Below are 25,275 nucleotides of genomic sequence, written 5' to 3'. Positions count from 1 at the left end.
GAATCATTTTAGACGGCTTTTTCTCGACTGGATACTGCTCTGCGATTTTGAAGATATCCTGTGAGCAAAATACCAGCCATAACTGCGGCAATAAACAAGATACGCAGCGCAGGGTGCTCGGTAAAATAGGGTTCCAGCTTACGTTCTTCAGTAATCATATTAGAGGCTGTATAACCAAGAACAGCCGATCCCAAATAGATAATCCAGGGAAATTTATTGATCAGTTTGATAAAAAGAGTGCTACCCCATACAACGATCGGTACGCTAATTAACAGGCCAAGCACTACAAGTAGCAAATGCTGCTGGGCCGCGCCAGCAACCGCAATCACGTTGTCCAGACCCATAGCCGCATCGGCTACAACAATCGTGCGGATAGCACCCCATAACGTTGTTCCCGCTTTGACTTCGGTATGGTCCTCCTGGTCTACGAGTAACTTATACGCGATCCAGACTAACATGACACCCCCGATGAGTAACAACCACGGTACTTGAAGCAACCAGAGTACCACAATGGTGGCTGCTATGCGAATGAGCAGGGCACCACCGGTACCGTACAGTATCGCTTTTTTTTGCGTGGCAGGAGGCAGCTTTCTGGCGGCAAGTCCAATTACAATCGCATTATCTCCTGCGAGCAGAAGATCAATAAATATCACATTAAGCAGTAGCCAAAAGAACTGAAGTCCGGACATATCAATCGTTCTCATCTCCCTGATTAAACATCCTAAAATCATTGTATGTTGTTTATTTTAATACCCGTTTTTCGGAAATACGATTCATTATATTGCTGTTTGTTATTGATTTCAAGGTCTTTACTCAACAAATTTGACATCAATTTTTAATAAATGATGACTTATTTGACAAGGCTTATAAGCATAGCCTCGTCCTATTTCGCATACAAGTAGGATGGGGGTGTTTGTACACATGGAGCATATCATTTTGCTGTTGAAAATATTAATGATTAATTTGGTATTAAGCGGTGATAATGCAGTTGTTATAGCCATGGCGAGCAAAAACTTGCCTGCAAGGCAGCGGAGTCAAGCTATATGGTGGGGGGCAGTCGGTGCAGTCCTCCTGCGCTGTGTTTTGACTTTTGTAGCTGTCATTTTGCTGGGCATACCCTTTATTCAGGCGGCAGGCGGTCTACTTCTGTTATGGATTGCGTTTAAGCTGCTTTATGAGAATGAGGATCATGTGGGAGTCAGAGCAGAAACAACCATATGGAAGGCTATACAGGTGATTCTGGTAGCGGACTTTGTGATGAGTCTAGATAACGTATTAGCTATTGCAGCCCTAGCAGATGGGGATATCGCCATTATCGTCATTGGTATTGCAATTAGCATTCCGATTGTCGTCTGGGGCAGCAACGTGATTGCGATCTGGCTTCATCGGTTCCCTGTACTTGTTTTGCTTGGATCTGCAATCCTGGCTTTTACGGCAGGAGAAATGCTACTCCGTGATCCCCGATTGGGTGTGTGGTTAGCAGGTGCGGGGGAGCTAATACATGCATGGTTACCGGGACTTTTGGCCGCAGCAGTTGTCATTGTAGGAATATATCGTCAGTTACGAGCTCGCCATATTTGAACGTAGTTTTTTTGGAAAACATCGGCTAAAATATACTTAAAAACAATCACATTAAAAGACCTAAAAACAAATTCAGCAAACAAAGGAGACCACGATGAATTCCGGAAAAGAGCGTATGATCGGAGTGGGCATTGTTGCCGTAGGACTGATTATTTTGTTGGGGAAACTGGGGACGTTCTCCTTCTTGGGACGAAACTTTTGGCCTTTGCTGTTTTTAATACCTGGAATCGTACTGCATGCAATGTACATGAAGCGTAAAGTTTCACCCTTTATGTTGCTGCCGGCAGGGATTTTGTCGGTTTATGGCTTCTTATTTTTGCTCTGCAATATTTGGGGCTGGAATTTAATGGCCTATTTATGGCCTTTGCTACTTCTAGGTGTGGCGATTGGATTATGGCAGTACGCCATTAATGATATTTCGCTTTCTCGTAATGTTTATACAGGGGGCGTGATATTGGGGTTGATATCGGTGTTTTTATTGGTCATTACCCTGCTAAGAACGGGCATCATATATGTTATTGCAGTTTTACTGATCGGAGCTGGAATCTGGTTGGTCCTAAACAACCGTGGCAAACGCAAAAGGTAAAACGACAAGCTGTGAGATTTTATGGCGGTAAATTACGGAACAGGCAATAATGTCTTGCTTTATGACATATTTCAACTATAATATAATGGATATGATAAGAGCGTCGGAGATTTCTGACGCTTATTTTAAGGTTTTCACGCGAATCGGAGAGAGAAGCTGTCTGTACAAAGCCTGAAACATATAGAAGGCTGGCAGGGAGTGGGCCTAAAGAACGATTGTTAGCCTTGAATCAGCACTGCTTCAGGATAGAGACACTATTTTGATATACGGAAAGGATATGGATACAAACCATGCATGCAAGAGAAAACATTCGCAATATTGCGATTATTGCCCACGTCGACCACGGAAAAACGACGCTTGTCGACAAGCTGCTTCAACAGTCCGGAACATTTAGAGAACACGAGGCTGTTCAGGAGCGCGCCATGGACTCCAACGATCTGGAGCGTGAACGCGGTATTACGATTTTGGCTAAAAATACAGCAATCACTTACAAAGATTACCTGATTAACATTGTAGATACACCGGGACACGCCGACTTTGGTGGCGAAGTGGAACGGATTATGAAAATGGTTGACGGTGTTTTGCTCGTCGTTGATGCTTACGAAGGTTGCATGCCGCAAACGAAATTCGTACTGCGTAAAGCGCTGGAACAAAATCTGACGCCTATCGTTGTAGTGAACAAAATTGACCGTCCGGCAGCTCGTCCGGCAGAAGTCATTGACGAAGTACTGGATCTGTTCATCGAGCTGGGTGCGAATGATGAGCAACTGGAATTCCCTGTTGTGTACGCTTCGGCGCTGAACGGAACATCCAGCATGGATGCTGAAAAGCAAGACGACAACATGCAAGCATTGTACGAAACAGTTGTAGAGCACATTCCGGCTCCAACTGAGAAAGTAGATGAGCCTCTTCAATTCCTCGTAACACTGATGGACTATAACGAATACCTTGGCCGAATTGCAGTAGGTCGTGTAAACCGCGGTATCATTAAACAGGGGCAAGCAGTCACAGTTATGCAGCGTGATGGTAGCAGTAAATCAGCGCGTATTGAGAAGCTGTTCGGCTTCCAAGGTCTGAAACGTATTGAAACTGACCAAGCGGGCGCTGGTGACATTGTGGCGATTGCGGGAATTAAAGATATCAACATCGGTGAAACCATTGCCGATCCAAATCATCCTGAAGCATTGCCTGTACTGAAGATTGATGAGCCAACGCTGCAAATGACCTTCCTGGTTAACAACAGCCCATTCGCAGGTCGCGATGGTAAGTGGGTAACATCCCGTAAATTGCGTGAGCGTCTTCTGAAAGAACTCGAAACGGATGTCAGCTTACGTGTTGATGAAACAGATAGCCCGGACGCCTTTATTGTATCCGGACGTGGTGAGTTGCATCTGGGTATCCTGATTGAAAACATGCGTCGTGAAGGTTACGAACTGCAAGTGTCCAAACCGGAAGTTATCGTCAAGGAAATTGACGGTAAGAAAATGGAGCCAATCGAACGTCTCCTCATTGATATTCCGGAAGAAAGCATGGGCGCGGTTATGGAAAGTTTGGGCTCCCGTAAAGCCGAAATGGTTAACATGATTAATAACGGCACCGGACAGGTTCGCTTGGAATTCCTGATCCCTGCACGTGGTCTGATCGGTTACACTACAAACTTCCTGACTTTGACTCGTGGTTACGGCGTAATGAACCATGCGTTTGACAGCTATGGACCATTTGTTGGCGGTCAAGTAGGTGGACGTCATCAGGGTGTTCTCGTGTCAACGGAAAACGGCAGCTCTACATTTTATGGTATGCTGGGCGTAGAAGATCGCGGTATTTTGTTCCTGGAGCCAGGTACTGAAATCTATGAGGGCATGATCGTTGGGGAGCACACACGTGATAACGACATCGTCGTTAACATTTGTAAAGAAAAACAATTGACAAACGTTCGTTCAGCAACAAAAGACGATACAGTTAAACTGAAAACACCTGTTATCTTCTCTCTGGAGCAGGCGCTCGAATATCTGAATGATGATGAGTATTGCGAAATTACGCCTAATGCCATCCGTTTGCGTAAAAAGATCTTGAACAAAGGTGAACGCGAGCGTGCGGAGAAACAACGTAAAACAGCACAAGCAAATACGTAATTGATTGGATTGGTCTTTGGCCACAGCGGCGACGCCCGGGAACGGGATGCGCCGCTGTATGTGTTTTAGGATTGTAAACTTGGAGAAAGCGATATTTCTCAAAACGCAGGAAAAGGTGTTGAAGCATGAGTAATCTTTCGAACGGATTGCCTCCCCGGACACAAAGCGGGAAAAAATCCGCCAAACCGAAAAAAACGAAAAAGAAAAAAAGCTTTTTCAGATCGTTTATGAAGTTTGTCTTGTTTTTGCTCATTATAGGTATTTTGGCAGTAGGTGGTTATACCTACTATATTTACAATCAGGTAGAGGAAGTTTTGGATACGGGGATCAACAAGGAAGTACCCAAAACACAATTGGCTGAAGCTAAGCCTTTGACTATCTTATTGCTGGGAACCGATTACCGCCCTGATCATCCGACTTATTTGTCAGACGTTATTATGGTAGCTACATTAAACCCCAATACCAAATCGTCTACCATCGTGTCTTTACCGCGCGATACGCGTCTAGAAATGGATGGATATAAACCACGCAAGTTGAATGAGTATTATCCAGTGTTTAAGGCTAGAGAGAAAGAATCTGGTGAAGTTGCTGAAGAGCAAATGAAGAAGATGATCGGCAAATATTTAAACATTGATATCGATTATGTGACGGTTATTAACTTCCAGGGCTTTAGAGATGTAGTAGATAATTTGGGTGGCGTAGATGTGACGGTTGATAAAAACATGTGTTATCGTGACCGTGCAGATGGTACCGATATTAACCTGACAGCTGGAGCCAAGCATTTGAACGGTGATCAGGCTCTTGATTTTGTTCGCTACCGCAAATCGAATTGTCGTCCAAGAACAGCTGAATCTGACGATTTTGATCGCAATCGTCGACAAAATCAGGTGCTTCATTCCCTAATTGACCAAATGCAATCCTTTAACGCTTTGACCAAGTTTAGCGCAATTATTAAATCGGTTGATAAGAATATGATGACAGATATCGAGTCACAGCAAATGAAAAATATCGTACAAACCTATTGGAATATTTCCAAGCAAAATGTGAAATACAATCCGGTGGCAGGAACGTGGCGTAGCCCGTATGTGTACATTGATGAGCAACAGCTCGATTTGGCCAAACAAGCGCTACAAGAGGAATTAGCTAAAAAAGCAAGCGACACTACTGCAGCTTCTTCCAATTCCTGAGTATGTATCTTTCTCCTCTCTTATGTTATACTCGCAGCGAGTAAAGCTCTTATATAACATAAGGGGGTTGAGGTATGTCTAAAGTTATAGTGAACCAAGTCTAGGTCCAGTGAGCAATCACTGGGCCTTTTGTGTCTAATTTTAAAAATGTACAGGCTCAGAGCTATCTTCACTACAACTTTTCGTTGCTTTATCTGCTTTGGGGTTCTTTTTTCAGGGAATCAGCAAGTATTGGGTACCCGGTGAATAGGTATAGGTATGAAACACGAGATTGTCCACGCCGCTTTGGAGGGGATTTAATGAAGAAAATTTTTGTGCTGGATACGAATGTGCTGCTGCATGATCCGAAAGCCATTTTTACCTTCAAAGAACATGAAGTTGTCATTCCAGCTGTTGTTCTGGAAGAAATCGACTCCAAAAAACGCAACGCGGATGAGATTGGACGGAATGCCCGCAATGTATCGCGATTGTTGGACGGGTTAAGAGAAGTAGGTCATCTGCACAGTGGCGTTCCACTTCCCCAGGGTGGGAGGCTTAAGGTTGAGTTAAACCACCGAAGTTTTTTGAAAGTTCAGGAGATGTTCGGGGAGGTTTCGAACGATAACCGGATTTTGGCGGTCGCCTTGAATTATCATCTGGAAGAGCAGGAGCAGCCTGAACCACGTTCGGTCGTTTTGGTCAGTAAAGACGTGCTGGTCAGGATCAAGGCAGATGTACTGGGACTGCTGACCGAAGACTACCTATCCGATAGAACAGGCGATCTAAGTGAGCTATATCCCGGATACTCGGCAATACAGGTGCACCCGTCCATCATAGATGAATTTTACTCTAACCGTTTTTTACCAATCAAGCCACTGGAACTACCTTATACGCTGTATCCGCATGAATTTGTTATTCTGAAAGATGAAATGGGAACTGGAAAATCAGCTTTGCTGAAAGTGAATCAGGAGGCAGAGCGATTAGAGCCGCTGTACTTAAGTAACGAATCGGTGTGGGGAATCAGCGCGCGTAATGCTCAACAGCGGATGGCATTGGAGCTTTTGCTTAATGACGATATCCCTCTCGTGACCATTACAGGAAAAGCGGGTACGGGCAAAACGCTGCTGGCGCTGGCGGCAGGTTTGCTTAAGGTAGAGGATGAACATCGCTTCAAGAAACTGCTGATTGCTCGGCCTGTTGTTCCTATGGGTAAGGATATTGGTTATTTACCGGGAGAAAAGGATGAAAAACTTCGCCCGTGGATGCAACCCATCTACGATAATCTAGAGTATCTGTTTGATGCCAAAAAATCAGGTGATATCGACAAAATTTTGATGGGCTTGGGCAGTATTCAGGTGGAGGCACTTACTTATATTCGTGGGCGTTCGATACCTGGGCAATTTATTATAGTCGATGAGGCGCAAAACTTATCCCGACATGAGATCAAAACGATTGTGTCCCGGGTGGGTGAGGGGAGCAAGATCATTTTGATGGGAGATCCGGAGCAGATTGATCACCCTTATCTGGATGCAGCCAGTAACGGTCTAACCTATGTGGTGGAGCGGTTTAAGCAAGAAGGGATTAGTGGGCATATCATGTTGGAAAAAGGAGAACGCTCCAAGCTTGCGCAGTTGGCAGCCGATCTACTATAAAATCCCTACCGTTATTACAATAATAAAGACCTCGGGAATCTCCCGGGGTCTCTTGTTTTATACACGTAAAAATTCAGAACAATGAAAGGTGAGCAAAATTTTACTTAAAGTTTAATTCGAGCTTAACTTCAAGCATTCCTGCTAAAGTGCGTACTTCTGTGGCTTTGACATAGGAAATAAGCTGCTGTGGGTAGAAACCCAGATCAAAATCCTTTTCCAGCTTGTTGCGGGTCGTATCAGGTAGCTCCAGACCATTAAATACCAATCGATCCACATGAAATAAAATTGCATTTTTCGGCTCATTCTCTAGCGTGTAGTGACCTTCTACCCTTAATTTCATCGTTCCCTGCTGACCTTCTACCACAATTCGATCCTGCGCAAATGTAAAGTTGAAGTGATTAAACAATTCATTTTCTGACTTTAAAAAACGGTTAAAGTCCTCTTCACGAATGCTTATCGTAATGACTTTTCCATTTGTAACCATGGCACCTTGTTGTTGTTGAATGAATTGTGGTAAATTCTGCATAGCTTGAGCTAATGCTTTAAAGTGCTTATTTACCTCGTAGACACCTACATTCTCCCAATAAGCTGTCATTTCGCCAATTAGCTTGCGTAGGGTATCCGGGTCATTACTGGCGTTAACGCCGTCATTTACACGCGACTGAAGCAGGGCAATGCGTTTACGTTGTGCCAGTAAGTTTGTTTTGACAGTCTCCAGTTCCATTGAGGCTTGGGTGACTTGTTGTTCTGTTTTTCGCATAGATTGATAATTGGATTCGTATTCTTGAAGCACATCCTGATCGTGACTAATCAATAATAAGTAGTAATCGTACAGAGAGAGAAGTTGCCTTATACTTTTCGCCCCTAGCACCACACTCAACAGTTTGTCCCTTTCCCCCATATAATAAGATCGCAGCACAGAACCTGCACGCTTCCGTTGTATGGTCATTTGCTCTTGCTGAACGGTGAGATTACTTCGCAGTTCCTGCTGACGCTGCAAAAGGGTATGCTGCTCCTGACTGATTCGCTCAATTGCATGGTCTATCTCTACAATCGACAGGCTATCTTGTAAAATCTGACTTTCTTCATGGGAGGGAGCGGCCAGGGTAGGACGTACATATATGAAAGTTAGCAACATAATGGTGGTCAGCAGGGTGCTGATTGTGATTTTTATTCGTTTGTTCATTTGGTTTCCCCTTTTATGTATTCCCGAAAAAAACTAATGGTAATGTATATGATCCTTTCTGTTTCTTTAACCATTCATTTTATTGTACAGCAGTCTGAGCATGCTTGAAACCCGAAACTGTTTACGTTCACGTATGAGTTCTTGCAGAAATGGAAATACAATTTAGTATCAAATAGATTCTATGAACTCTACGAGAGGCATAGGAATGAATAAACAGCTTTTATACCCTATTCAAATACCGGCAAGATCGGTTCATGAAGACGGTTATTTCAGGATGTTGTTAGGAGGGCTAGAGGCATGACTGCAATAAGACAAGATGCATGGAGTGTGGAAGATGACTTGATATTGGCGGAGGTGACATTGCGGCATATCCGTGAAGGTGGAACGCAGCTCGCTGCGTTTGAGGAGGTTGGACAAAAAATAGGAAGAACCTCTGCAGCATGTGGCTTTCGTTGGAATAGCTGCGTGCGCAAACGTTACGATGAAGCGATTAGTATTGCCAAAGCACAGCGCCAGAAGCGCAGTTATATCCGTAAGCAGAACCCGGTGGGTGTATCACAGGTTGCGGCTTTTGCCTCGCTTGATACAGTCGAAGGTGGATACAGAACGGATGGTGCGAGTGAGGATACATTATCTATTGATGCAGTAATTCGCTTCTTGCGCCAATGGAAGGGATCCGTCCAGGAAACGAATCGGCAGATTAAGATGCTGGAGAAAGATTTACGGGAAAAGGAAGAAGAATTGAATCAGCTTCGCTCTATTAATGACCGGCTGTCCAAAGAAGTGAATGATGTACAAACCGACTATCGTGTTGTGAATGATGATTATAAAGCTCTGATTCAGATTATGGACCGAGCTCGGCGCTTGGCTTTAATCACTGAAGATGAGGAAGAGCTTAAATCCAGATTCAAAATGGACGCCAATGGGAATCTGGAGCGCATTGAGTAACAAGATTACTTCTGCAATATTGAAATAAAACGTCAACTAGCGCTTTGCCGTAGTTGGCGTTTTTTGTATTTCTTTAGAGTGCATATGATATAGTAGAAAAAAAGATGGAAGCGAGACGATACAAAGGTGATTGATATTATTGGAGCGGGTTCGCTGGGATTGTTGTTTGCCGGGAGGTTGTCTGCTTCGGGTACAAAAGTAAGGCTGTGGACGCGTACACTTGAGCAGGCACGCGTCATTGCTCGTGAAGGGATTACTGTGTTTGATAAGGAGGGACAGACGGCAGTACATGTTTCCGGGGATAAATTGAAGGTAGCGCCATTGGCAGATTGGCAACGGTTAAATTCACAGGCTCCAGCACGATGGATAATGCTTATGACCAAACAGGGGGCGATTGAGGAAGTATTAGAACAGATCCAGCCTGCAGCTCAAATGGATAGAGATACAGGAATTGTTTGCTTGCAGAATGGAATCGGCCATATAGAACGCATTAGACAGGCTTGGCCTGAAGCTGTGGTATACCCTGCTGTGACGACTGAAGGAGCCAAGAGGCAGGGAGTAGCATCTATTGTACATGCAGGATCGGGTGTTACTGAAATTGGTAGTTCCGAGGAAGGGGAGGAGGCGAAGAACAATAATTTTAATCAATGTGTGCTAAATCGGCTGCTTGCAGCAGGATTTAACGTTTGCTTGTCGAAAGAAATCGAGAACGGTATGTATCGCAAGTTGTTGATCAATGCTGTGATCAATCCGCTGACAGCGGTATGGCGAGTTCGTAATGGCGAGCTGCTTTCGGACCCTATTCGAATACATATGATGCGCAGGCTGTACGATGAAGGCATTCAAGTGTATGAAGCTCATGGTATCCACTGGGAAAACGCATGGTGGGAGCAAATTATGAATGTATGCCGGGCAACGGCAGAAAATCACTCGTCCATGCTAGCTGATGTACTTGCACAGTCCATGACGGAAGTTGCTTCAATTAACGGACAACTGGTGCAGATGGCAGATCGGGCTGGAGTTACTGCACCAACTCATGAGGTATTGTGGCAATTAATTGAAGGCATGCGGCTAAAAGAGGGGTGATCAGTTGAGTCTTATACAAGGTACTATTATCACTTTCAGTATTCTTCCCTTTTTTCCGTTTTTGATCGTGTTTGCGGTTTGTCGCTACATTCTTAAAATGGAAAAAAAAAAATCGTTACTTACTTCTATGGATATTACCACGTTTTTTCTGATATTTTCCGTCGCAGCACTCTTTAACGTCATTTTTACATCTCGATTCGGTTTTTATTTGATTCTACTGCTCCTATTACTGGCCTTGGGTTTAATTGGAGGAGCTCAAAATCGAATAAAAGGGAAGGTTGATGGTAAAAGATTATGTAGAGCGGTCTGGAGATTAACTTTTATAGCGATGACATTGGCGTATATTTTGTTGACTGTTGTTGGTATATTTAAGAATATATTCAACATCATGTGATATAAGATGACATGAAAAGGTGAAAAAATATGAATTAATCATGTTTTTTTGAAAAAAAAGCTCAATTTGAAGAAATGTAATGTAGATTTTTTTGACCGCTGGTTGTATAATCTATAAACATATACCACTTTAGAACTAGGGGGAAAACGCTAGATGAAAAGGAAAAGCTTTTTAGTCCTTTTGACACTCATTCTTGCAGTTGGTGCACTGCTCGCAGGTTGTGGCTCCAGCAAGAACGATAATGGTAAGGGCGCACAAGAAAACACCTCGACTACGCCGGCTCCGGCCGACAAGCAAATTTTGCGCATTAACCTTGCTTCCGAGCCGCCAACCTTCGATCCGGCACAAGCTCAGGATAGTCAAACTAACACGGTTCTGAAAACTTTGTATGAAGGTCTCGTACGTATGGGTCCTGACGGCAAAGAAATCCCTGGCGTAGCTGAATCTTGGAAAATTTCCGATGACGGCAAAACCTATACGTTCAAGCTTCGTGATACTGCAAAATGGAGTAATGGCGACCCAGTCAAAGCAAGCGATTTCGTATTTGCTTGGCAACGGGTATTGGATCCTTCCACGGCTCCTGCACCTCCATATGCTTACCAATTGTACTATATCAAAAATGCTGAGGGTTACAACCTGAGCACTTCGAAATCTTTTAAAGGCACTAAAGTTACAGACTTTAAAGAAGTAGGTGTTAAAGCTGTTGACGACCATACATTGCAAGTAGAGCTGGAGCACCCAACTCCTTACTTCTTGGGATTGACTTCTTTCTACACTTTTTACCCTGTAAATCCTTCCGTTAAAGGTAATGATAAGTGGGCTGTTAAGAAAGATAGCATGATCACTAACGGACCTTACACATTAACGACTTGGGACAGCGGTCAAAAGATCGAAGTAACCAAAAGTGAAAACTATTGGGGTAAAGATGATATCAAGCTGAATAAAATTACGATGTCCCTTGTAAATAGCGGTGCAACAGAGCTGGCTTCATATAGAAGTGGACAACTCGATTACGCAGGTATGCCAAACGGTGAAATTCCTACCGACCAAATTCCGGCTGTGAAAAAAGAACTGCCTAACGAATTTAAGGCAAAAGGGATTGCAAGTACGTACTACTATCTGTTTAATGTAACTGAAAAACCATTTAATAATGTTAAAATCCGTAAAGCGTTTGCGATGGCTATTGAACGCCAACCAATCGTTGAAAGAGTAACATTGGGCGGTCAAATTCCTGCATACGGCTTTGTACCTCCAGGTATCAAAGGAGTATCTCAAGAATTCCGTACTGAGAATAAAGATGATTACTTCAAAGAAGACTTCACTGAAGCGAAAAAATTGCTTCAGGAAGGTATGAAGGAAGAAGGCGTAACTACACTTCCTCCGGTAACATTGCTGTATAACTCCAGCGAGAGTCACCAAAAGATTGCTTTGGCAGTTGCTGATATGTGGAAGAAAAACCTTGGTGTTGACATCAAAACTCAAAACCAAGAGTGGGGCGTATTTATCCAAACACGTAACAAGCTGAATTTCCAAATCGCTCGTGGTGGATGGTCTGCTGACTATAATGATCCAATGACATTCCTGGATATGTGGACAACAGGCAATGGCAACAACAATGCAGGTTATGCTAACCCAGCATATGATGCTTTGATTGAAGCAGCTAAGAAAGAAACTGATCCAGCAAAACGCATGGAAGATTTTGCGAAAGCGGAGAAAATTCTGGTTCAAGACGATATGGTAATGCTTCCGATCTACTACTACTCAAATGTTTCTTTAACGAAACCGAATGTAAAAGACATTGGGCTTGACTTTAGTGGAGCAGTTGATTTCACAAGAGCGTATATTACACAGTAACTGAAGCTCGATTCTGAAGTTTGATAGTTACTTCGGGATATATATGTGGATAGAACCATATATATCCCGTTTTTTTTGTGTGTCATGGTCTTTTCCATCATCATGTAACCATGCAAATAAGTAGATTGGACAGTCCAATTCTATTTCGATAAAATCGAATGGTGTCGAAAAAAATTTATGGGGGGTGTAAACGGGCAATGACGCGTTATTTGATCAGTAAATTTTTCTATATGCTGCTATCTTTGTTCATTCTGATCTCTGCGACGTTTTTTCTCATGAAAGCAATTCCGGGTAACCCCTTCATGAGTGAAAAAGCGACTTCTCCTGAGATTCAAGCCCGGTTAATGGAACAATATGGGCTGGATAAGCCTGTATATGTCCAATATTTTAAATACTTAGGTGATATTGCTTCAGGTGATTTTGGTATTTCTATGAAAAAGCTGAATCAAAGTGTAACTGACATTATCGGACAAACTTTTACGGTTTCCCTCAAACTAGGTTTTGTTGCCATAATCGTGTCGATAATTGTCGGTCTCTTGCTAGGTATGCTGGCAGCTTTGTATCATCGTAGGCTAATAGATAACGTTGCAATGGTATTAGCTATCATGGGGATTGCGGTTCCCAGCTTCGTTCTAGCATCGTTGATTCAATTTTTCTTCGCTCAACAGTTAGGTTGGTTTAATGTTATGGGCTTTGACGGTCCGATGGACTACGTTCTGCCTGTTGCAGCTTTATCTGCTTCCCCAATTGCGTTTATCGCTCGACTAACGCGTTCCAGCATGCTGGAAGTGCTTCATGCGGATTACATTAAGACTGCCAAAGCTAAAGGCTTGAAATCCATTACAATTATGTTCAAACACGTTGTACGTAATGCTATTTTGCCGGTTGTTACCTATGTGGGACCCATGACGGCCAATATTATTACGGGTTCAGTTGTTATTGAACGTATCTTCGGGATTGGCGGTATTGGTAAGGTATTCGTAGATAGTATTACAACCCGCGATTATACCATGATTATGGGAGTTACTATTTTTTACGGTATTTTGCTGATGGTGGCGCGTTTTATTACAGATATTGCATATGGATTTATTGATCCGCGGATTAAGCTTACTGGCGGGAAGGAGGGATAACTTTATGTCTGTTAAAGATAATGCTGTGAACTTGGATAAGCTTCAGGTAAAACCGGAAGATTTCCAGAAGGTCGGGGCGGATGAAAAGCAGTCTGAAGTTATTCAGCGCGAAAGCTTGTCCGCTTGGCGAGATGCTTGGGAACGACTTCGTAAAAATAAACTGGCAATGACGAGCTTGAGTGTGTTGGTTCTCATTGTGCTTGCTTCAATTGTTGGGCCGATGCTGTCCCCATACGATGACCGCACCAATGATTTGTTGAGCACCAATCTTCCTCCTTCGGCGGAACATTGGTTCGGAACAGATGATCTGGGACGTGATATGTTTGTACGTACTTGGATGGGCGCTCGGATTTCCTTGATTATTGGTTTGGCTGCTGCAATGATTGATTTGATGATTGGAGTTATTTATGGTGGAATTATGGGTTACTTTGGTGGCCGCGTTGATGAAATCATGAATAAATTTTCTGAAATCTTGTACTCCATTCCTTACTTGCTTGTTACGATCCTGTTGCTGGTTGTACTGGAGCCAAGTATCACTACAATTATTATTGCGCTCTGTGTAACGGGGTGGATTAACATGTCGTGGATTGTACGTGGTGAGATGTTACAACTTAAAAACCGAGAATTCGTACTTGCTTCCCGTTCAATGGGTGCTGGTGCAGGTCGTTTGCTGTTCCGTCACTTGTTGCCTAATGCGGTAGGACCAATCATTGTCACACTGACTTTGACAGTTCCAAGTGCTATTTTCTCTGAGGCATTCCTGAGCTTCCTTGGATTAGGGGTACAGGCTCCTCAGGCGTCGCTGGGTTCAATGATTGAATCGGCTCTGACCGGGTGGATGTATTACCCGTGGCGGATGCTTTTCCCAGCAGGTTTGATCAGTTTGATTATGCTTGCGTTCAACCTTTTTGGCGACGGCTTGCGTGATGCGCTTGATCCGAAGTTGAAGAAATAGGAGGTGAGATCATGGTGAGTAGCAACAATTTAATTGAGGTTGAAGGTCTTAAAAAGTATTTTAATGTTGGCAAAAACCGTGTGCTCAAAGCGGTGGACAACCTGAATTTCTATATTCGCGAGGGTGAAACGCTGGGTATGGTTGGCGAATCCGGCTGTGGTAAGTCTACAGCGGGTCGTACGATTTTGCGCTTGTATGAACCTACAGCAGGTAGCGTGCGTTTTAACGGTACGGATATTTACAAATTATCACCAAGTAAAATGAAAGCAATGCGCCGTGATATGCAGATGATCTTTCAAGATCCGTATGCATCATTGAACCCGCGTTTTACCGTTTCTGATATTATTGGTGAGGCACTGGATATTCACAATATGGCGGGTAGCCGTGCAGAACGTAAGAAACGGATTGAAGAGTTACTTGATCTGGTTGGTTTGAACCCTGACCATGCAACACGCTATCCGCATGAGTTTTCTGGTGGTCAACGTCAACGGATCGGCATTGCACGCGCACTAGCGGTTAATCCTAAATTCATCATTTGTGATGAGCCGATTTCAGCTCTTGACGTATCTATTCAGGCTCAGGTTGTCAACCTGTTAAAAGAGCTTCAAGAACGTTTGGGTCTGACATACCTGTTCATTGCGCATGATCTGTCGATGGTCAAGCACATCAGTGATCGGGTAGCTGTAATGTATATGGGTAGAATGGTCGAGCTTGCAGAAAGTGCTGAATTGTATGCAAATCCGATCCATCCTTATACGAAAATGCTTTTGTCGGCGATCCCACTTCCTGATCCAGAAGTAGAAGCCAACAAAAAACGGATTATTATGCCAGGCGACCAAGCAGGCCCGATTCATGATGCATCTGGCAGCAAGACAGGGGCTTATAACCTGGAAAATGCCACGCTCATCGAAGTGTCTAAAGGACATTTTGTAGCTGAGCCTTACGCCTGATCTTGTTTTATGCACCAACCGCCGAGTTATTCGGCGGTTTTTTTTGTAGGAAGCTTTGACGTGGACATGGGCTTTCGGTACAATCAAGCAGTAAGGTTTTGGTGGAGACAGGAGGCAGACCCATGAAGATAATTCCGGAAACGCTTCGCGTAGGGTCGGCTTTGGCAGAAGATTATATACAGGGTACAGGACGCGCAAGCGACTTGTATGAATATAATGTGCTGCACGCCGATGCTTATGCCCAACGGGCGAAGTGGCTGGATAAGACGGGGCATCTGCGATTAAACCGTAAGGATATCGTAGCATGTCTTCGTATATACAATGAGAAATACAATTCGTATGAGGCGGTTCGTGCTTCATTGGACCGTCTGGAAAGTCCAGATGCCTTAGTAGTAGCTGGCGGGCAGCAAAGCGGATTGTTCACAGGTCCGATGCTGGTCATTTACAAAGCTGCTACCCTAATTAAGGCGGCGAGAGAAGCTGAGGAACGGCTTGGACGTCCGGTTATTCCCGTCTTCTGGATTGCTGGCGAAGATCATGACTGGGACGAGGTCAATCATACATACGTAATGGCAAATGACCCACAAGCCGTCAAAATCAAGCTGAATAAGCAACCTGAACGCCGTTCTTCGGTTAGTGCCATTAAAGTTGAGGCTGTTGAGTGGAAGCAAGCGATAGCGGATATAGAGCAAAGCTTGCCAGATTCAGAACATAAGGCTGAAATAATGCGCATGATTGAGAACGGGCTAACGGATTCATATGGACTGAGTGAAGCCTTTGCCAAGTTGCTGGGCCTTTTGTTCGGCACCTATGGATTAGTACTCTTGGATTCAGCAGATCCTTCGCTACGCAAGCTGGAAGCATCCGTTTTTAAGCAACTGGTTCAGCACAATGATGAGTTGGAGCAGGCTTACCGGACGACTGCTGCGCGGATCGTAGATTATGGATATCATTTACAAGCCGATGTGCATGAAGGTGGCGCGAATCTCTTTTATATCCATGAAGATGAACGCTTGCTGCTTTTCAAAAAAGCTGGACTATTCACGGATCGACACGGTCTGGTGGTGTTTACTGTGGATGAACTGCTTGAAGAGATAGATAGACATCCCGAACGTTTTAGTAACAATGTGCTAACTCGTCCTCTAATGCAGGATTCACTGTTTCCGGTGTTGGCATCTGTGCTGGGTCTAGGAGAGATTGCTTACTGGGCGATTACACGGGATGCTTTCGGGGTGTTGGAGATGCAGATGCCGATACTGCTGCCACGAATGTCTTTTACGTTGGTAGAGCCAGGCGTGGAGAAGCATATGCTTAAGTATGAATTGAGTTTTGGTCAAGTTAGAGACGGACTTGAGGAACGGAAAAAGCAATGGATCGCCACTCAAGATCAGCTTGGAATGCAGGATCAGTTTTCCGGGGCTAAGGAAGCTTTTGTCCGCATGTACGAACCGCTTGTGCAGCAGACAGGTTTGATTGAAAAAGGTTTGCTACCGCTCGGAGAAACCAACCGCGATAAGATTCTGGCACAGATCGCCTATCTGGAGGCAAAAGTTCAGGAAGCGTTGCTTCGGCAAAATGAAACAGCACTTCGCCAGTGGGATCGTATTGAGTGGTCGCTTTTTCCATTTGGACAGCCGCAGGAGCGGGCGTATACGATCTATCATTTTCTGAACCGTCATGGTCTCAGCCTGATTGATATGATTATGAGTGTACCATTGGATCTGTTGGGTACGCATCGCGCTATTTATGTATGATTTATTATTTTATATAGGATTTATCATGGAGCAAATTTAACCAATATGAAGGAGGAAACAAAGTATGACTTCCCATTCTCTGCAAAATAGCATAGTTCACGATCTTAAATTGGCCCCAGAAGGTCATTTGAAAATTGATTGGGTAGAAGCCCATATGCCAGTATTGAACCGTATACGTCAACAATTCGAGCAAGAGCAGCCTTTTGCTGGTCTGAAGGTAACCATCTGTCTACATCTGGAGGCCAAAACGGCTTATCTGGCTAAAGTGGTACAAGCAGGTGGAGCGCAGGTAACTATTACGGGTAGTAATCCATTGTCCACACAAGATGATGTTTGCGCCGCATTAGTTGAAGATGGCGTTACAGTATTAGCTAAATACAATCCGGACCCGGAAGAATTCAAAAATTTGCAAATCAAGGCACTGGAAACAAAGCCGGATCTCATTATAGATGATGGTGGTGACTTGGTTACTCTGTTGCAATCCGAACGGCCTGATCTGATTTCTACGATCCGTGGGGGAGCAGAGGAGACAACTACTGGCATTATTCGTTTGAAGGCTTTGGAAAAAGAAGGGCAACTTCACTTTCCGATGGTGGCTGTTAATGATGCTTACTGCAAATATTTGTTTGATAACCGCTATGGTACAGGACAGTCAGCTTTCGACGGCATTATTCGTACGACTAATCTGGTTGTAGCCGGAAGTACAGTGGTTGTGGTAGGTTATGGCTGGTGTGGCAAAGGGGTTGCAATGCGTGCGAAAGGGCTGGGAGCCAACGTTGTTGTAACCGAAGTTGATCCAATCAAGGCAGTAGAAGCCCATATGGATGGGTTCCATGTGTTGCCGATGGTAGAGGCTGCCAAACTGGGCGACTTCTTTATTACAGTAACTGGAAACAAGGCTGTAATTACAGGAGAACACTTTGATGTGATGAAGGATGGAGCTGTGCTGTGTAACGCAGGGCATTTTGATGTGGAGGTTAGTAAGCCTGAGCTTGCTAAACGTTCCGAATCCATTCGTACGGTGCGTCGCAATATCGAGGAATATCGCTTTAAAGATGGACGTAAAATGTATTTGCTGGCAGAAGGACGCCTCGTGAATCTGGCTGCTGCTGATGGTCATCCTGCGGAAATTATGGATACGACATTTGCGCTTCAGGCGCTTGGCTTGAAATATGTGAATGATCGTTACAATGAGCTAGGCAAAGCTGTTATTAATGTACCTTATGAAATTGATGAACAGGTAGCTCGATTCAAGCTTGATAGTCTGGGAATCCAAATTGACACGTTAACTGAAGACCAAAAGATCTATTTGGACAGCTGGAACGCGTAATCGGATTATTTCATCACGATTTTCGCTGCAAAAGTGTTGCGTTTTTAATGCAAGTGTTTGTTTAGGTTGGCATAATGGACAGAGAGTAAGCCCTTTATTCCGTGTTGTTTCGAAACCTGATGCATATTGTCGGGGGCCGGCTTCATGGGGTAAGGGGCTTTTTTGCATCTTGTGACGCAGGGCTACAATAACAGACATAAGGGTATGGATCCGGCTTCTATCACTTTTTGGTAATGAAAAAGAGGTCTTTGATTTTTTAAAGCGAATCTATTATGCTTAGGTGGTGGAAAGTGGGCCAAAGTGGGAGAATGGGGTAAGGGGTGACGAAACCAATGTTTATGGGGGAGTTCCAACATAGCATTGATGAGAAGGGTCGGCTTACTGTACCGGCCAAGTTTCGTGAACTTCTCGGTGCCTCGTTCGTGGTTACCCGCGGGCTGGACCAATGCCTCTTCGTGTATCCCATGGATGAGTGGGCTGTCATGGAGAAAAAACTTAAAGCACTGCCTCTGATGAAGGCCGATGCGCGGGCGTTTACCCGTTTTTTTTTCTCGGGGGCGACTGAATGCGAATTGGACAAACAGGGCAGGGTAAATTTACCGGGGAATTTGTGCGAATACGCCAAGCTTACTAAAGAGTGCGTCGTATTGGGAGTGTCCACCCGTGTAGAGATTTGGAGCAAGCATACTTGGGAGCAATATTTCAACCAATCAGAAGAAGCATTTAACGACATTGCTGAGAAATTGGTTGATTTCAACTTTGAATTGTAATTTAGGAGGTCAGCCGTTTGTTTCACCACATTACCGTACTCAAAGAAGAAGCAACACAGGCACTAAACATCAGGCAGGACGGGATTTATGTGGACTGCACGTTGGGAGGGGCAGGACACAGTTCCGTCATTGCATCACAGCTTGGCCCTGAGGGAAGGCTCATTGCCTTTGATCAGGACGACTGGGCATTGAACAATGCGCGAGAGAAGCTGTCAGCCTATGAAGGTAAGATTTCATTAGTGAAATCCAACTTCCGCCACTTGCAGGACAAGCTGACCGAGCTGGGATTGCCCGAAAAAGACGGCGTCCCGCAGGTCCAGGGTATTTTGTTCGATCTGGGTGTATCCTCGCCCCAGTTCGATGAGGGGGAACGGGGATTTAGCTACAATCATGATGCACCGCTTGATATGCGGATGGATCAGAGTAGCTCGCTTACGGCTTACGAAATTGTCAATGAATGGTCGGAAGCAGAGATTGCGCGTATTTTGTTTCATTACGGAGAAGAGAAGTTTTCACGGCGGATCGCAAAGATCATGATTGAACGTCGATTGAACAAGCCTATTCACACAACAGGGGAACTTGTCGATATTATCAAAGAAGGAATTCCGGCTGCGGCACGCAGAACCGGGGGACATCCGGCTAAACGCAGTTTCCAGGCTTTGCGGATTGCTGTGAATGATGAGTTGGGTGCACTGGAAGATACTTTGCATCAGGCAATAAGATGTCTGGCTCCAGGAGGCAGAATTTCGGTCATTACATTCCATTCTCTGGAGGATCGGATATGCAAGCATATTTTCAAGGAGTATTTGGCGAAAAGCATCTATCCATCTGATTTGCCTATTTTGGAGGACAAAATGATAGGCGATCTGAAGCTGGTGAACCGTAAGCCGATTGTGGCGTCAGAGCAGGAATTGGAGCTTAATCCACGGTCCCGGTCAGCGAAGCTGAGAGTTGCCGAAAAATTGTAAATTTAATGGAGAAGGAGAGGCGACATGGCTTATACACGCGGTAATTTGGCTGTAAAAGAAAGAGCCCGTCAGGAACAGGTTCAGCAACAACGGTATCGTGAGACCACCAAAGTCGTTACACGCCGCAGAGAGCTGCCGATTCGAGAAAAGCTGCTGTATCTATTGACACTTGTAGCGTGCATTGTCATTGCTGGTATGTTGATTAGCAGGTACGCTCACATTTATCAAATCAATTATTCGATTAATACGGCAAGCAAGGACATTTCCAAATTACAGACCAATATCGCCCAACTGAAGATTCAAAAGGAGCGTCTGGAAAATCAGATCGTGCCGACTGCAAAGCAACAGGGATATATCGAACCAACAAGAGAGCCCATTCGTGTGGAAAAGCAGGCTGCCAAATAGTTAAGGGCATAGCATCAAGCTATGCTCTGACGTACATTTTTTTTGCAGAGAGGTTTGAGCTATGGTCAAAAGAATAAAGCTTCGCACACTGCTAATAGGGGGATGTATTACCCTCTTTTTTCTTGTTCTGCTACTTAAGGTATTTTGGATTCAAGTTGTGAGTGGGGAGTACTGGCATAACCTGGTAGTTAATCAAGTAGAAAGAGATCAGGTGATTCAGCCCAAGCGTGGAACCATTACGGACCGTAAAGGAAACGTATTAGCTACGGATGCACCGGCTTATACGGTAGTTGTCAATCCTAGCATCATTCAGGAGTATGATTTGGAGAATGAGGTTGTAGCTAAGCTGCACCAGTTACTCAAAACGCCTGAGGATGAGCTGAGAGGACATCTTTCTGCAAAGGATAAAAAGGGGAACTACTTAAAAAATCGCGAGATTCGTAATGGGGGCTGGAAGGTAGATCCTGAGGTCAAGGCACAAGTGGATACGTTCAAAGAGTATTTGAAGGATAAGTATGAAGTAATTGGAGCTGTGGACACCGTTCAAGAATCCAAACGCTATTATCCGGAAAATAAGCTGGCTTCCCATGTTCTTGGCTATCAAAGAAAAGATGGCACAGCAGGTATGGGGTTGGAAGCTTATTATAATAAAGAGCTCTCGGGGACGGCTGGAAAGCTTCTGTATCAGCGGGATCGGAAGGGAGTTCCTCTTCAAGGATCGGAAAGTGTCTATGAGCCGGCACAAAATGGTAAAAATTTAAAGCTGACGATTGACGATACGATTCAGTATTATATAGAGGATGCCATGCAGGAAGCTATTGCAAAATACAACCCGAAAACGATGACTGTAGTAGCTGCTGATCCCCAAACGATGGATGTTCTCGGTATGGCGACTTACCCGAATTTTAATCCCAATACATATGGGAGTACACCCTTGGAATATTTCCGTAATAATGCTACTCAATCTATCTACGAGCCTGGCTCCACGTTTAAGATTGTCACCTTGGCAGCTGCGGTTCAAGAAAAGGTGTTCAATCCAAATGAATCCTACCAATCTGGTATGATTCGGGTCGGAGGCTGGGATATTCGTGACGTAAGCCGTAACTGGGGAACGTTAACCTATCTTCAGGGGGTCAAGCGTTCAAGTAACGTCGGTTTCGTCCATCTGGGATTGGATAAGTTGGGTGGCGAAAGGCTGAAGAAATATATTAATAACTTTGGATTCGGCGTGAAAACAGGCATTGATCTTCCGAGTGAGTCTACCGGAGCTATTACTTTCCATACCCAGTACAAATCCGAGGTGGCAACGGCTTCGTATGGACACGGACGTGTTCAGGTAACTCCAATCCAGCAGGTAGCTGCAATTTCGGCAATTGCTAACGGGGGGAAGCTGATGCAACCTCATCTGGTGAAAGAAATCATGAACCCAGATACAGGCGAAGTTCAGACGATTCAACCGAAGGAAGTCCGCCAAGTGATTACTCGGGAATCGGCAGTCCAGACAAGCAGCTATCTGGAGCAGGTCGTATCTGACCAAGAAATTGGTACGGGACGCCTTGCTTATATTGACGGATATCGTGTAGCTGGTAAAACAGGTACAGCGACGAAGGTCGTCGGAAAAGTATATGACCATTCGAAGGATGTCGTGTCCTTTATAGGTTTTGCACCAGTAAATGATCCGAAAATAGCTGTTTTGGTTGTTATGGATGAACCTAACAAATCAGTAGGCGGCGGTACAGCAGCAGCGCCTGTATTTAAAAAAATCGTATCCCAATCGTTGCAATATATGGGGGTTCCAAAAACGGGAACTAAAACGAATAAATCAGGTGGCGCTGTTGTAAAAACAGTGAATTTGCCAACGGTACCAACATTAACTGGTCAGGTGAAGAAAGATGCGCAAAATGCATTGCTCAAACAGGGAATTGCCTATGAAACGGTAGGCAAAGGCTCCAAAATTGTTCGCCAATATCCTGAAGCAGGCGTCAAAATGAAACCCGGACAACGCATTTACTTGCTGACTGAGGATAGTGCCAACATGACTATTCCTGATTTTACAGGTGTTTCGTTGCGTGACACACTTCAAGTTCTGACCCTTATGAAGGTTGGTGTGCAGGTAAGCGGCGAAGGTTATGTTGTCTCTCAAAAGGCGCAAATGGTAAATGGAAAGCGGATCGTCAGCGTGACGCTTCAGCCGGCCAAAGAAACGGTGACCGGAGTGAAACCGGAGGAAACACAGGACTCGACCAATGGAGTTGCAGCTAACCAGACCGGCAGCGCAACAAAAACGGAGGCCGATACTAAAACCGAATCCAGTACTACTGCTGATGCTGGAACAGACGCGGGAGCTCCTAAGGGAGGAATATCTGCTGTTGCAGATGAGAAAAGTGCTGCTGCGATTAAAGGCGAGGATAACTGATAGCTTGTTCTAATGTCCGTTCTTTTGAATATTCATGAGGTAAGACATGTCATGAGTATTTGAGGAACGGAGGGAGCGCGTTTGAAAAAATCTAACGTGACCATGCGGCGGAGGCTGGTATGGGGGCTAATGGGATTATTTGTACTGTTTGCGGCCTTGTCGATCCGGCTCGCCTATGTTCAATTGGGTAAAGGAGACGAGCTCTCGGCCAAGGCTGAGGATTCGTGGCGCCGCAATATTCCATTTGCCGCCAAGCGCGGCGAAATTTTGGATCGGCAGGGTACGGCGCTGACCTACAATGTCAGTTCGCCGACAGTCATGGCGATACCAGTGCAAATTAAGAAGCCGGAAGAAACGGCACGCAGGCTGGCGCCCTTGCTGGATATGAGTGAGGATAAAGTGCTCAAGCTGATTACCAAACGAACAGCAAGCCAAAAACTTCAGCCCGGCGGACGGAAAATTACGATGGAGAAAGCGCAGCAAATTCGTGATTTGAAGCTGCCGGGTATCGTTGTTGCTGAAGACAACAAACGTTATTATCCTTATGGTGATCTAGCGGCTCATATTCTTGGGTTTACAGGAATTGATAATCAAGGGCTGACAGGCGTAGAGAAGCAGCAAAACAGTAAGCTTCGGGGAATCGACGGAAGCATTGCGTATTTATCAGATGCAGGTGGTCGTCTGATGCCTGGTTCTTCTGAAAAATACATTGAACCGAAGGATGGACTGAATTTACAATTAACCATTGATAAGTCTGTGCAGTCCATTATGGAACGGGAGCTTGACCAAGCCATGGTCAAATTTCAGGCGAAGTCCGCGTTGTCTATTGCTATGAACCCCAAGACGGGTGAAATATTAGGCATGGCTGGACGACCAAGCTATGAGCCAGCACTATACAAGCAATATGCGCCTGAAATCTATAATCGAAATCTGCCTATCTGGATGACATATGAACCTGGGTCTACTTTCAAAATTATTACACTGGCGGCTGCCTTGGAAGAAAAGAAGGTCAATCTCAAAAATGACCGTTTTTTTGATCCGGGATATATTGAAGTCGGTGGAGCACGCCTGCGTTGCTGGAAGAAAGGCGGACATGGAAGCCAAACGTTCCTTCAAGTGGTGGAGAATTCTTGCAACCCCGGTTTTGTAACATTGGGGCAGCGGTTAGGTAAAGAAGCACTTTTCAAGTACATTCGGAATTTCGGCTTCGGCAGCAAAACGGGAATCGACATGATTGGTGAGGGCAACGGCATTTTGTTCAAGCTACCTCAGGTCGGTCCTGTAGAACTGGCGACAACCGCTTTTGGTCAAGGGGTGTCTGTCACTCCGATCCAGCAGGTTACCGCTGTATCGGCGGCAATCAATGGCGGTAATCTTTATAAGCCTCACATTACAAAAGGTTGGGTTCAGCCGGGAACCGGAAAAGTGCTGGAAAAAGTAGAACCAGAACTAGTACGTAGGGTCATTTCAGAGGAGACCTCCCGACAGGTAAGAGAAGCGCTGGAGAGCGTCGTTGCTAAAGGTACAGGTCGTCCTGCTTTCATTGAAGGCTACCGGGTGGGAGGTAAAACGGGGACAGCACAAAAGGTCATTAACGGACGTTATTCTTCCTCGGAGCATATTGTATCCTTTATTGGTTTTGCGCCGGCGGATGATCCGCAAATCGTCGTCTATACCGCTGTCGATAACCCGAAGGGAATTCAATTCGGCGGGGTGGTTGCTGCGCCAATCGTGCAAAATATTTTAAAGGACGCGCTGATTGCCTTGAAAATACCGCCTCGCACCAATCAAATTGCCAAAGAGTACAAGTATGGAGAAAATCCGATCGAAACGGTACCTGATCTGGTAGGTGCTACTGCAGCTGATTTGTACGAAGATATGAATATGAACTTTATGCTCGTGAAATCTGGGTCAGGCAAGACGGTCGTGAGTCAGGCGCCGAAGCCGGGCTCCAGATTGGAGCGAGGATCAACGATCCGTATTTACATGGGGGATTGATAGGTTCATTTTAT

General features: G+C 44.8%; 21 protein-coding genes. 19 read left to right on the top strand and 2 right to left on the bottom strand.

What is annotated here, in order from left to right:
* Positions 1-8 precede the first annotated feature (8 nt).
* On the bottom strand, positions 9-704 hold the full coding sequence (locus NLX82_RS04120; RefSeq protein WP_025722107.1) for a TerC family protein: 696 nt from the start codon (positions 702-704) through the stop codon (positions 9-11).
* Positions 705-921: 217 nt separating this feature from the next.
* Between NLX82_RS04120 and NLX82_RS04115 the strand changes: the two genes are divergently transcribed.
* From NLX82_RS04115 to NLX82_RS04095, 5 genes are all read left to right on the top strand, one after another.
* Positions 922-1,581 carry a TerC family protein gene (locus NLX82_RS04115; protein ID WP_023989465.1) on the top strand — a complete coding sequence of 220 codons (660 nt, stop codon included), beginning with the start codon at positions 922-924 and terminating at the stop codon, positions 1,579-1,581.
* 94 nt (positions 1,582-1,675) lie between these two features.
* Complete coding sequence (locus tag NLX82_RS04110; RefSeq protein WP_028540472.1) at positions 1,676-2,167, top strand: LiaF transmembrane domain-containing protein; 492 nt, start codon at positions 1,676-1,678, stop codon at positions 2,165-2,167.
* A 290-nt stretch (positions 2,168-2,457) separates the two neighbouring features.
* Positions 2,458-4,299 (top strand): translational GTPase TypA, encoded by a 1,842-nt coding sequence (typA, locus tag NLX82_RS04105; protein ID WP_013311112.1) that lies wholly within the window; start codon positions 2,458-2,460, stop codon positions 4,297-4,299.
* Positions 4,300-4,424: 125 nt separating this feature from the next.
* Positions 4,425-5,486, top strand: a complete 1,062-nt coding sequence (locus NLX82_RS04100; protein ID WP_023989463.1) for an LCP family protein — start codon at positions 4,425-4,427, stop codon at positions 5,484-5,486.
* 299 nt (positions 5,487-5,785) lie between these two features.
* Complete coding sequence (locus NLX82_RS04095; protein WP_023989462.1) at positions 5,786-7,117, top strand: PhoH family protein; 1,332 nt, start codon at positions 5,786-5,788, stop codon at positions 7,115-7,117.
* A 100-nt stretch (positions 7,118-7,217) separates the two neighbouring features.
* On the opposite strand, the gene NLX82_RS04090 is transcribed toward NLX82_RS04095, so the two are convergent.
* Positions 7,218-8,303: a hypothetical protein gene (locus NLX82_RS04090; RefSeq protein ID WP_254347505.1), complete on the bottom strand. Its 1,086-nt coding sequence runs from the start codon at positions 8,301-8,303 to the stop codon at positions 7,218-7,220.
* 297 nt (positions 8,304-8,600) lie between these two features.
* On the opposite strand from NLX82_RS04090, the gene NLX82_RS04085 reads away from it, so the two are divergent.
* The 14 genes from NLX82_RS04085 to NLX82_RS04020 all read left to right on the top strand — a co-directional run bounded on the left by NLX82_RS04085 (position 8,601) and on the right by NLX82_RS04020 (position 25,261).
* The gene (locus tag NLX82_RS04085) at positions 8,601-9,251 is read left to right on the top strand and encodes an RsfA family transcriptional regulator (protein ID WP_013311108.1); all 651 of its coding nucleotides are present in this window, start codon (positions 8,601-8,603) and stop codon (positions 9,249-9,251) included.
* Positions 9,252-9,377: 126 nt separating this feature from the next.
* Complete coding sequence (locus tag NLX82_RS04080; protein WP_254347504.1) at positions 9,378-10,337, top strand: ketopantoate reductase family protein; 960 nt, start codon at positions 9,378-9,380, stop codon at positions 10,335-10,337.
* 4 nt (positions 10,338-10,341) lie between these two features.
* The gene (locus NLX82_RS04075) at positions 10,342-10,731 is read left to right on the top strand and encodes a DUF3397 domain-containing protein (protein WP_013311106.1); all 390 of its coding nucleotides are present in this window, start codon (positions 10,342-10,344) and stop codon (positions 10,729-10,731) included.
* Positions 10,732-10,884: 153 nt separating this feature from the next.
* The gene (locus NLX82_RS04070; RefSeq protein ID WP_254347503.1) at positions 10,885-12,585 is read left to right on the top strand and encodes a peptide ABC transporter substrate-binding protein; all 1,701 of its coding nucleotides are present in this window, start codon (positions 10,885-10,887) and stop codon (positions 12,583-12,585) included.
* A 197-nt stretch (positions 12,586-12,782) separates the two neighbouring features.
* Positions 12,783-13,715, top strand: coding sequence for an ABC transporter permease (locus NLX82_RS04065; RefSeq protein WP_023989458.1), 933 nt, complete (start codon positions 12,783-12,785; stop codon positions 13,713-13,715).
* Between the two features lie 4 nt (positions 13,716-13,719).
* Positions 13,720-14,670, top strand: coding sequence for an ABC transporter permease (locus tag NLX82_RS04060; RefSeq protein ID WP_013311103.1), 951 nt, complete (start codon positions 13,720-13,722; stop codon positions 14,668-14,670).
* An 11-nt stretch (positions 14,671-14,681) separates the two neighbouring features.
* Complete coding sequence (locus tag NLX82_RS04055) at positions 14,682-15,620, top strand: ABC transporter ATP-binding protein (RefSeq protein ID WP_013311102.1); 939 nt, start codon at positions 14,682-14,684, stop codon at positions 15,618-15,620.
* A 122-nt stretch (positions 15,621-15,742) separates the two neighbouring features.
* A complete protein-coding gene (gene bshC, locus NLX82_RS04050) occupies positions 15,743-17,374 on the top strand; it encodes a bacillithiol biosynthesis cysteine-adding enzyme BshC (RefSeq protein WP_254347502.1) in 1,632 nt (543 codons plus the stop codon).
* 64 nt (positions 17,375-17,438) lie between these two features.
* Positions 17,439-18,704: an adenosylhomocysteinase gene (locus NLX82_RS04045; RefSeq protein WP_013311100.1), complete on the top strand. Its 1,266-nt coding sequence runs from the start codon at positions 17,439-17,441 to the stop codon at positions 18,702-18,704.
* 332 nt (positions 18,705-19,036) lie between these two features.
* Positions 19,037-19,474 carry a division/cell wall cluster transcriptional repressor MraZ gene (gene mraZ / locus NLX82_RS04040; RefSeq protein WP_013311099.1) on the top strand — a complete coding sequence of 146 codons (438 nt, stop codon included), beginning with the start codon at positions 19,037-19,039 and terminating at the stop codon, positions 19,472-19,474.
* Positions 19,475-19,491: 17 nt separating this feature from the next.
* Entirely contained in the window at positions 19,492-20,442 is a 951-nt protein-coding gene (rsmH, locus tag NLX82_RS04035; RefSeq protein WP_023989455.1) for a 16S rRNA (cytosine(1402)-N(4))-methyltransferase RsmH, read from the top strand.
* A 24-nt stretch (positions 20,443-20,466) separates the two neighbouring features.
* Positions 20,467-20,847: a hypothetical protein gene (locus NLX82_RS04030; protein WP_025721604.1), complete on the top strand. Its 381-nt coding sequence runs from the start codon at positions 20,467-20,469 to the stop codon at positions 20,845-20,847.
* A 61-nt stretch (positions 20,848-20,908) separates the two neighbouring features.
* On the top strand, positions 20,909-23,263 hold the full coding sequence (locus NLX82_RS04025; protein WP_069080391.1) for a penicillin-binding transpeptidase domain-containing protein: 2,355 nt from the start codon (positions 20,909-20,911) through the stop codon (positions 23,261-23,263).
* An 81-nt stretch (positions 23,264-23,344) separates the two neighbouring features.
* Positions 23,345-25,261: a stage V sporulation protein D gene (locus tag NLX82_RS04020; protein WP_254347501.1), complete on the top strand. Its 1,917-nt coding sequence runs from the start codon at positions 23,345-23,347 to the stop codon at positions 25,259-25,261.
* The last annotated feature ends 14 nt before the right edge of the window (positions 25,262-25,275 follow it).

The organism is Paenibacillus sp. A3M_27_13 (assembly GCF_024213315.1).
Lineage (GTDB): Bacteria > Bacillota > Bacilli > Paenibacillales > Paenibacillaceae > Paenibacillus > Paenibacillus polymyxa_B.
The sequence above is the reverse complement of the archived record's forward strand: the minus strand, read 5'-3'. Positions and strand labels throughout refer to the sequence as shown.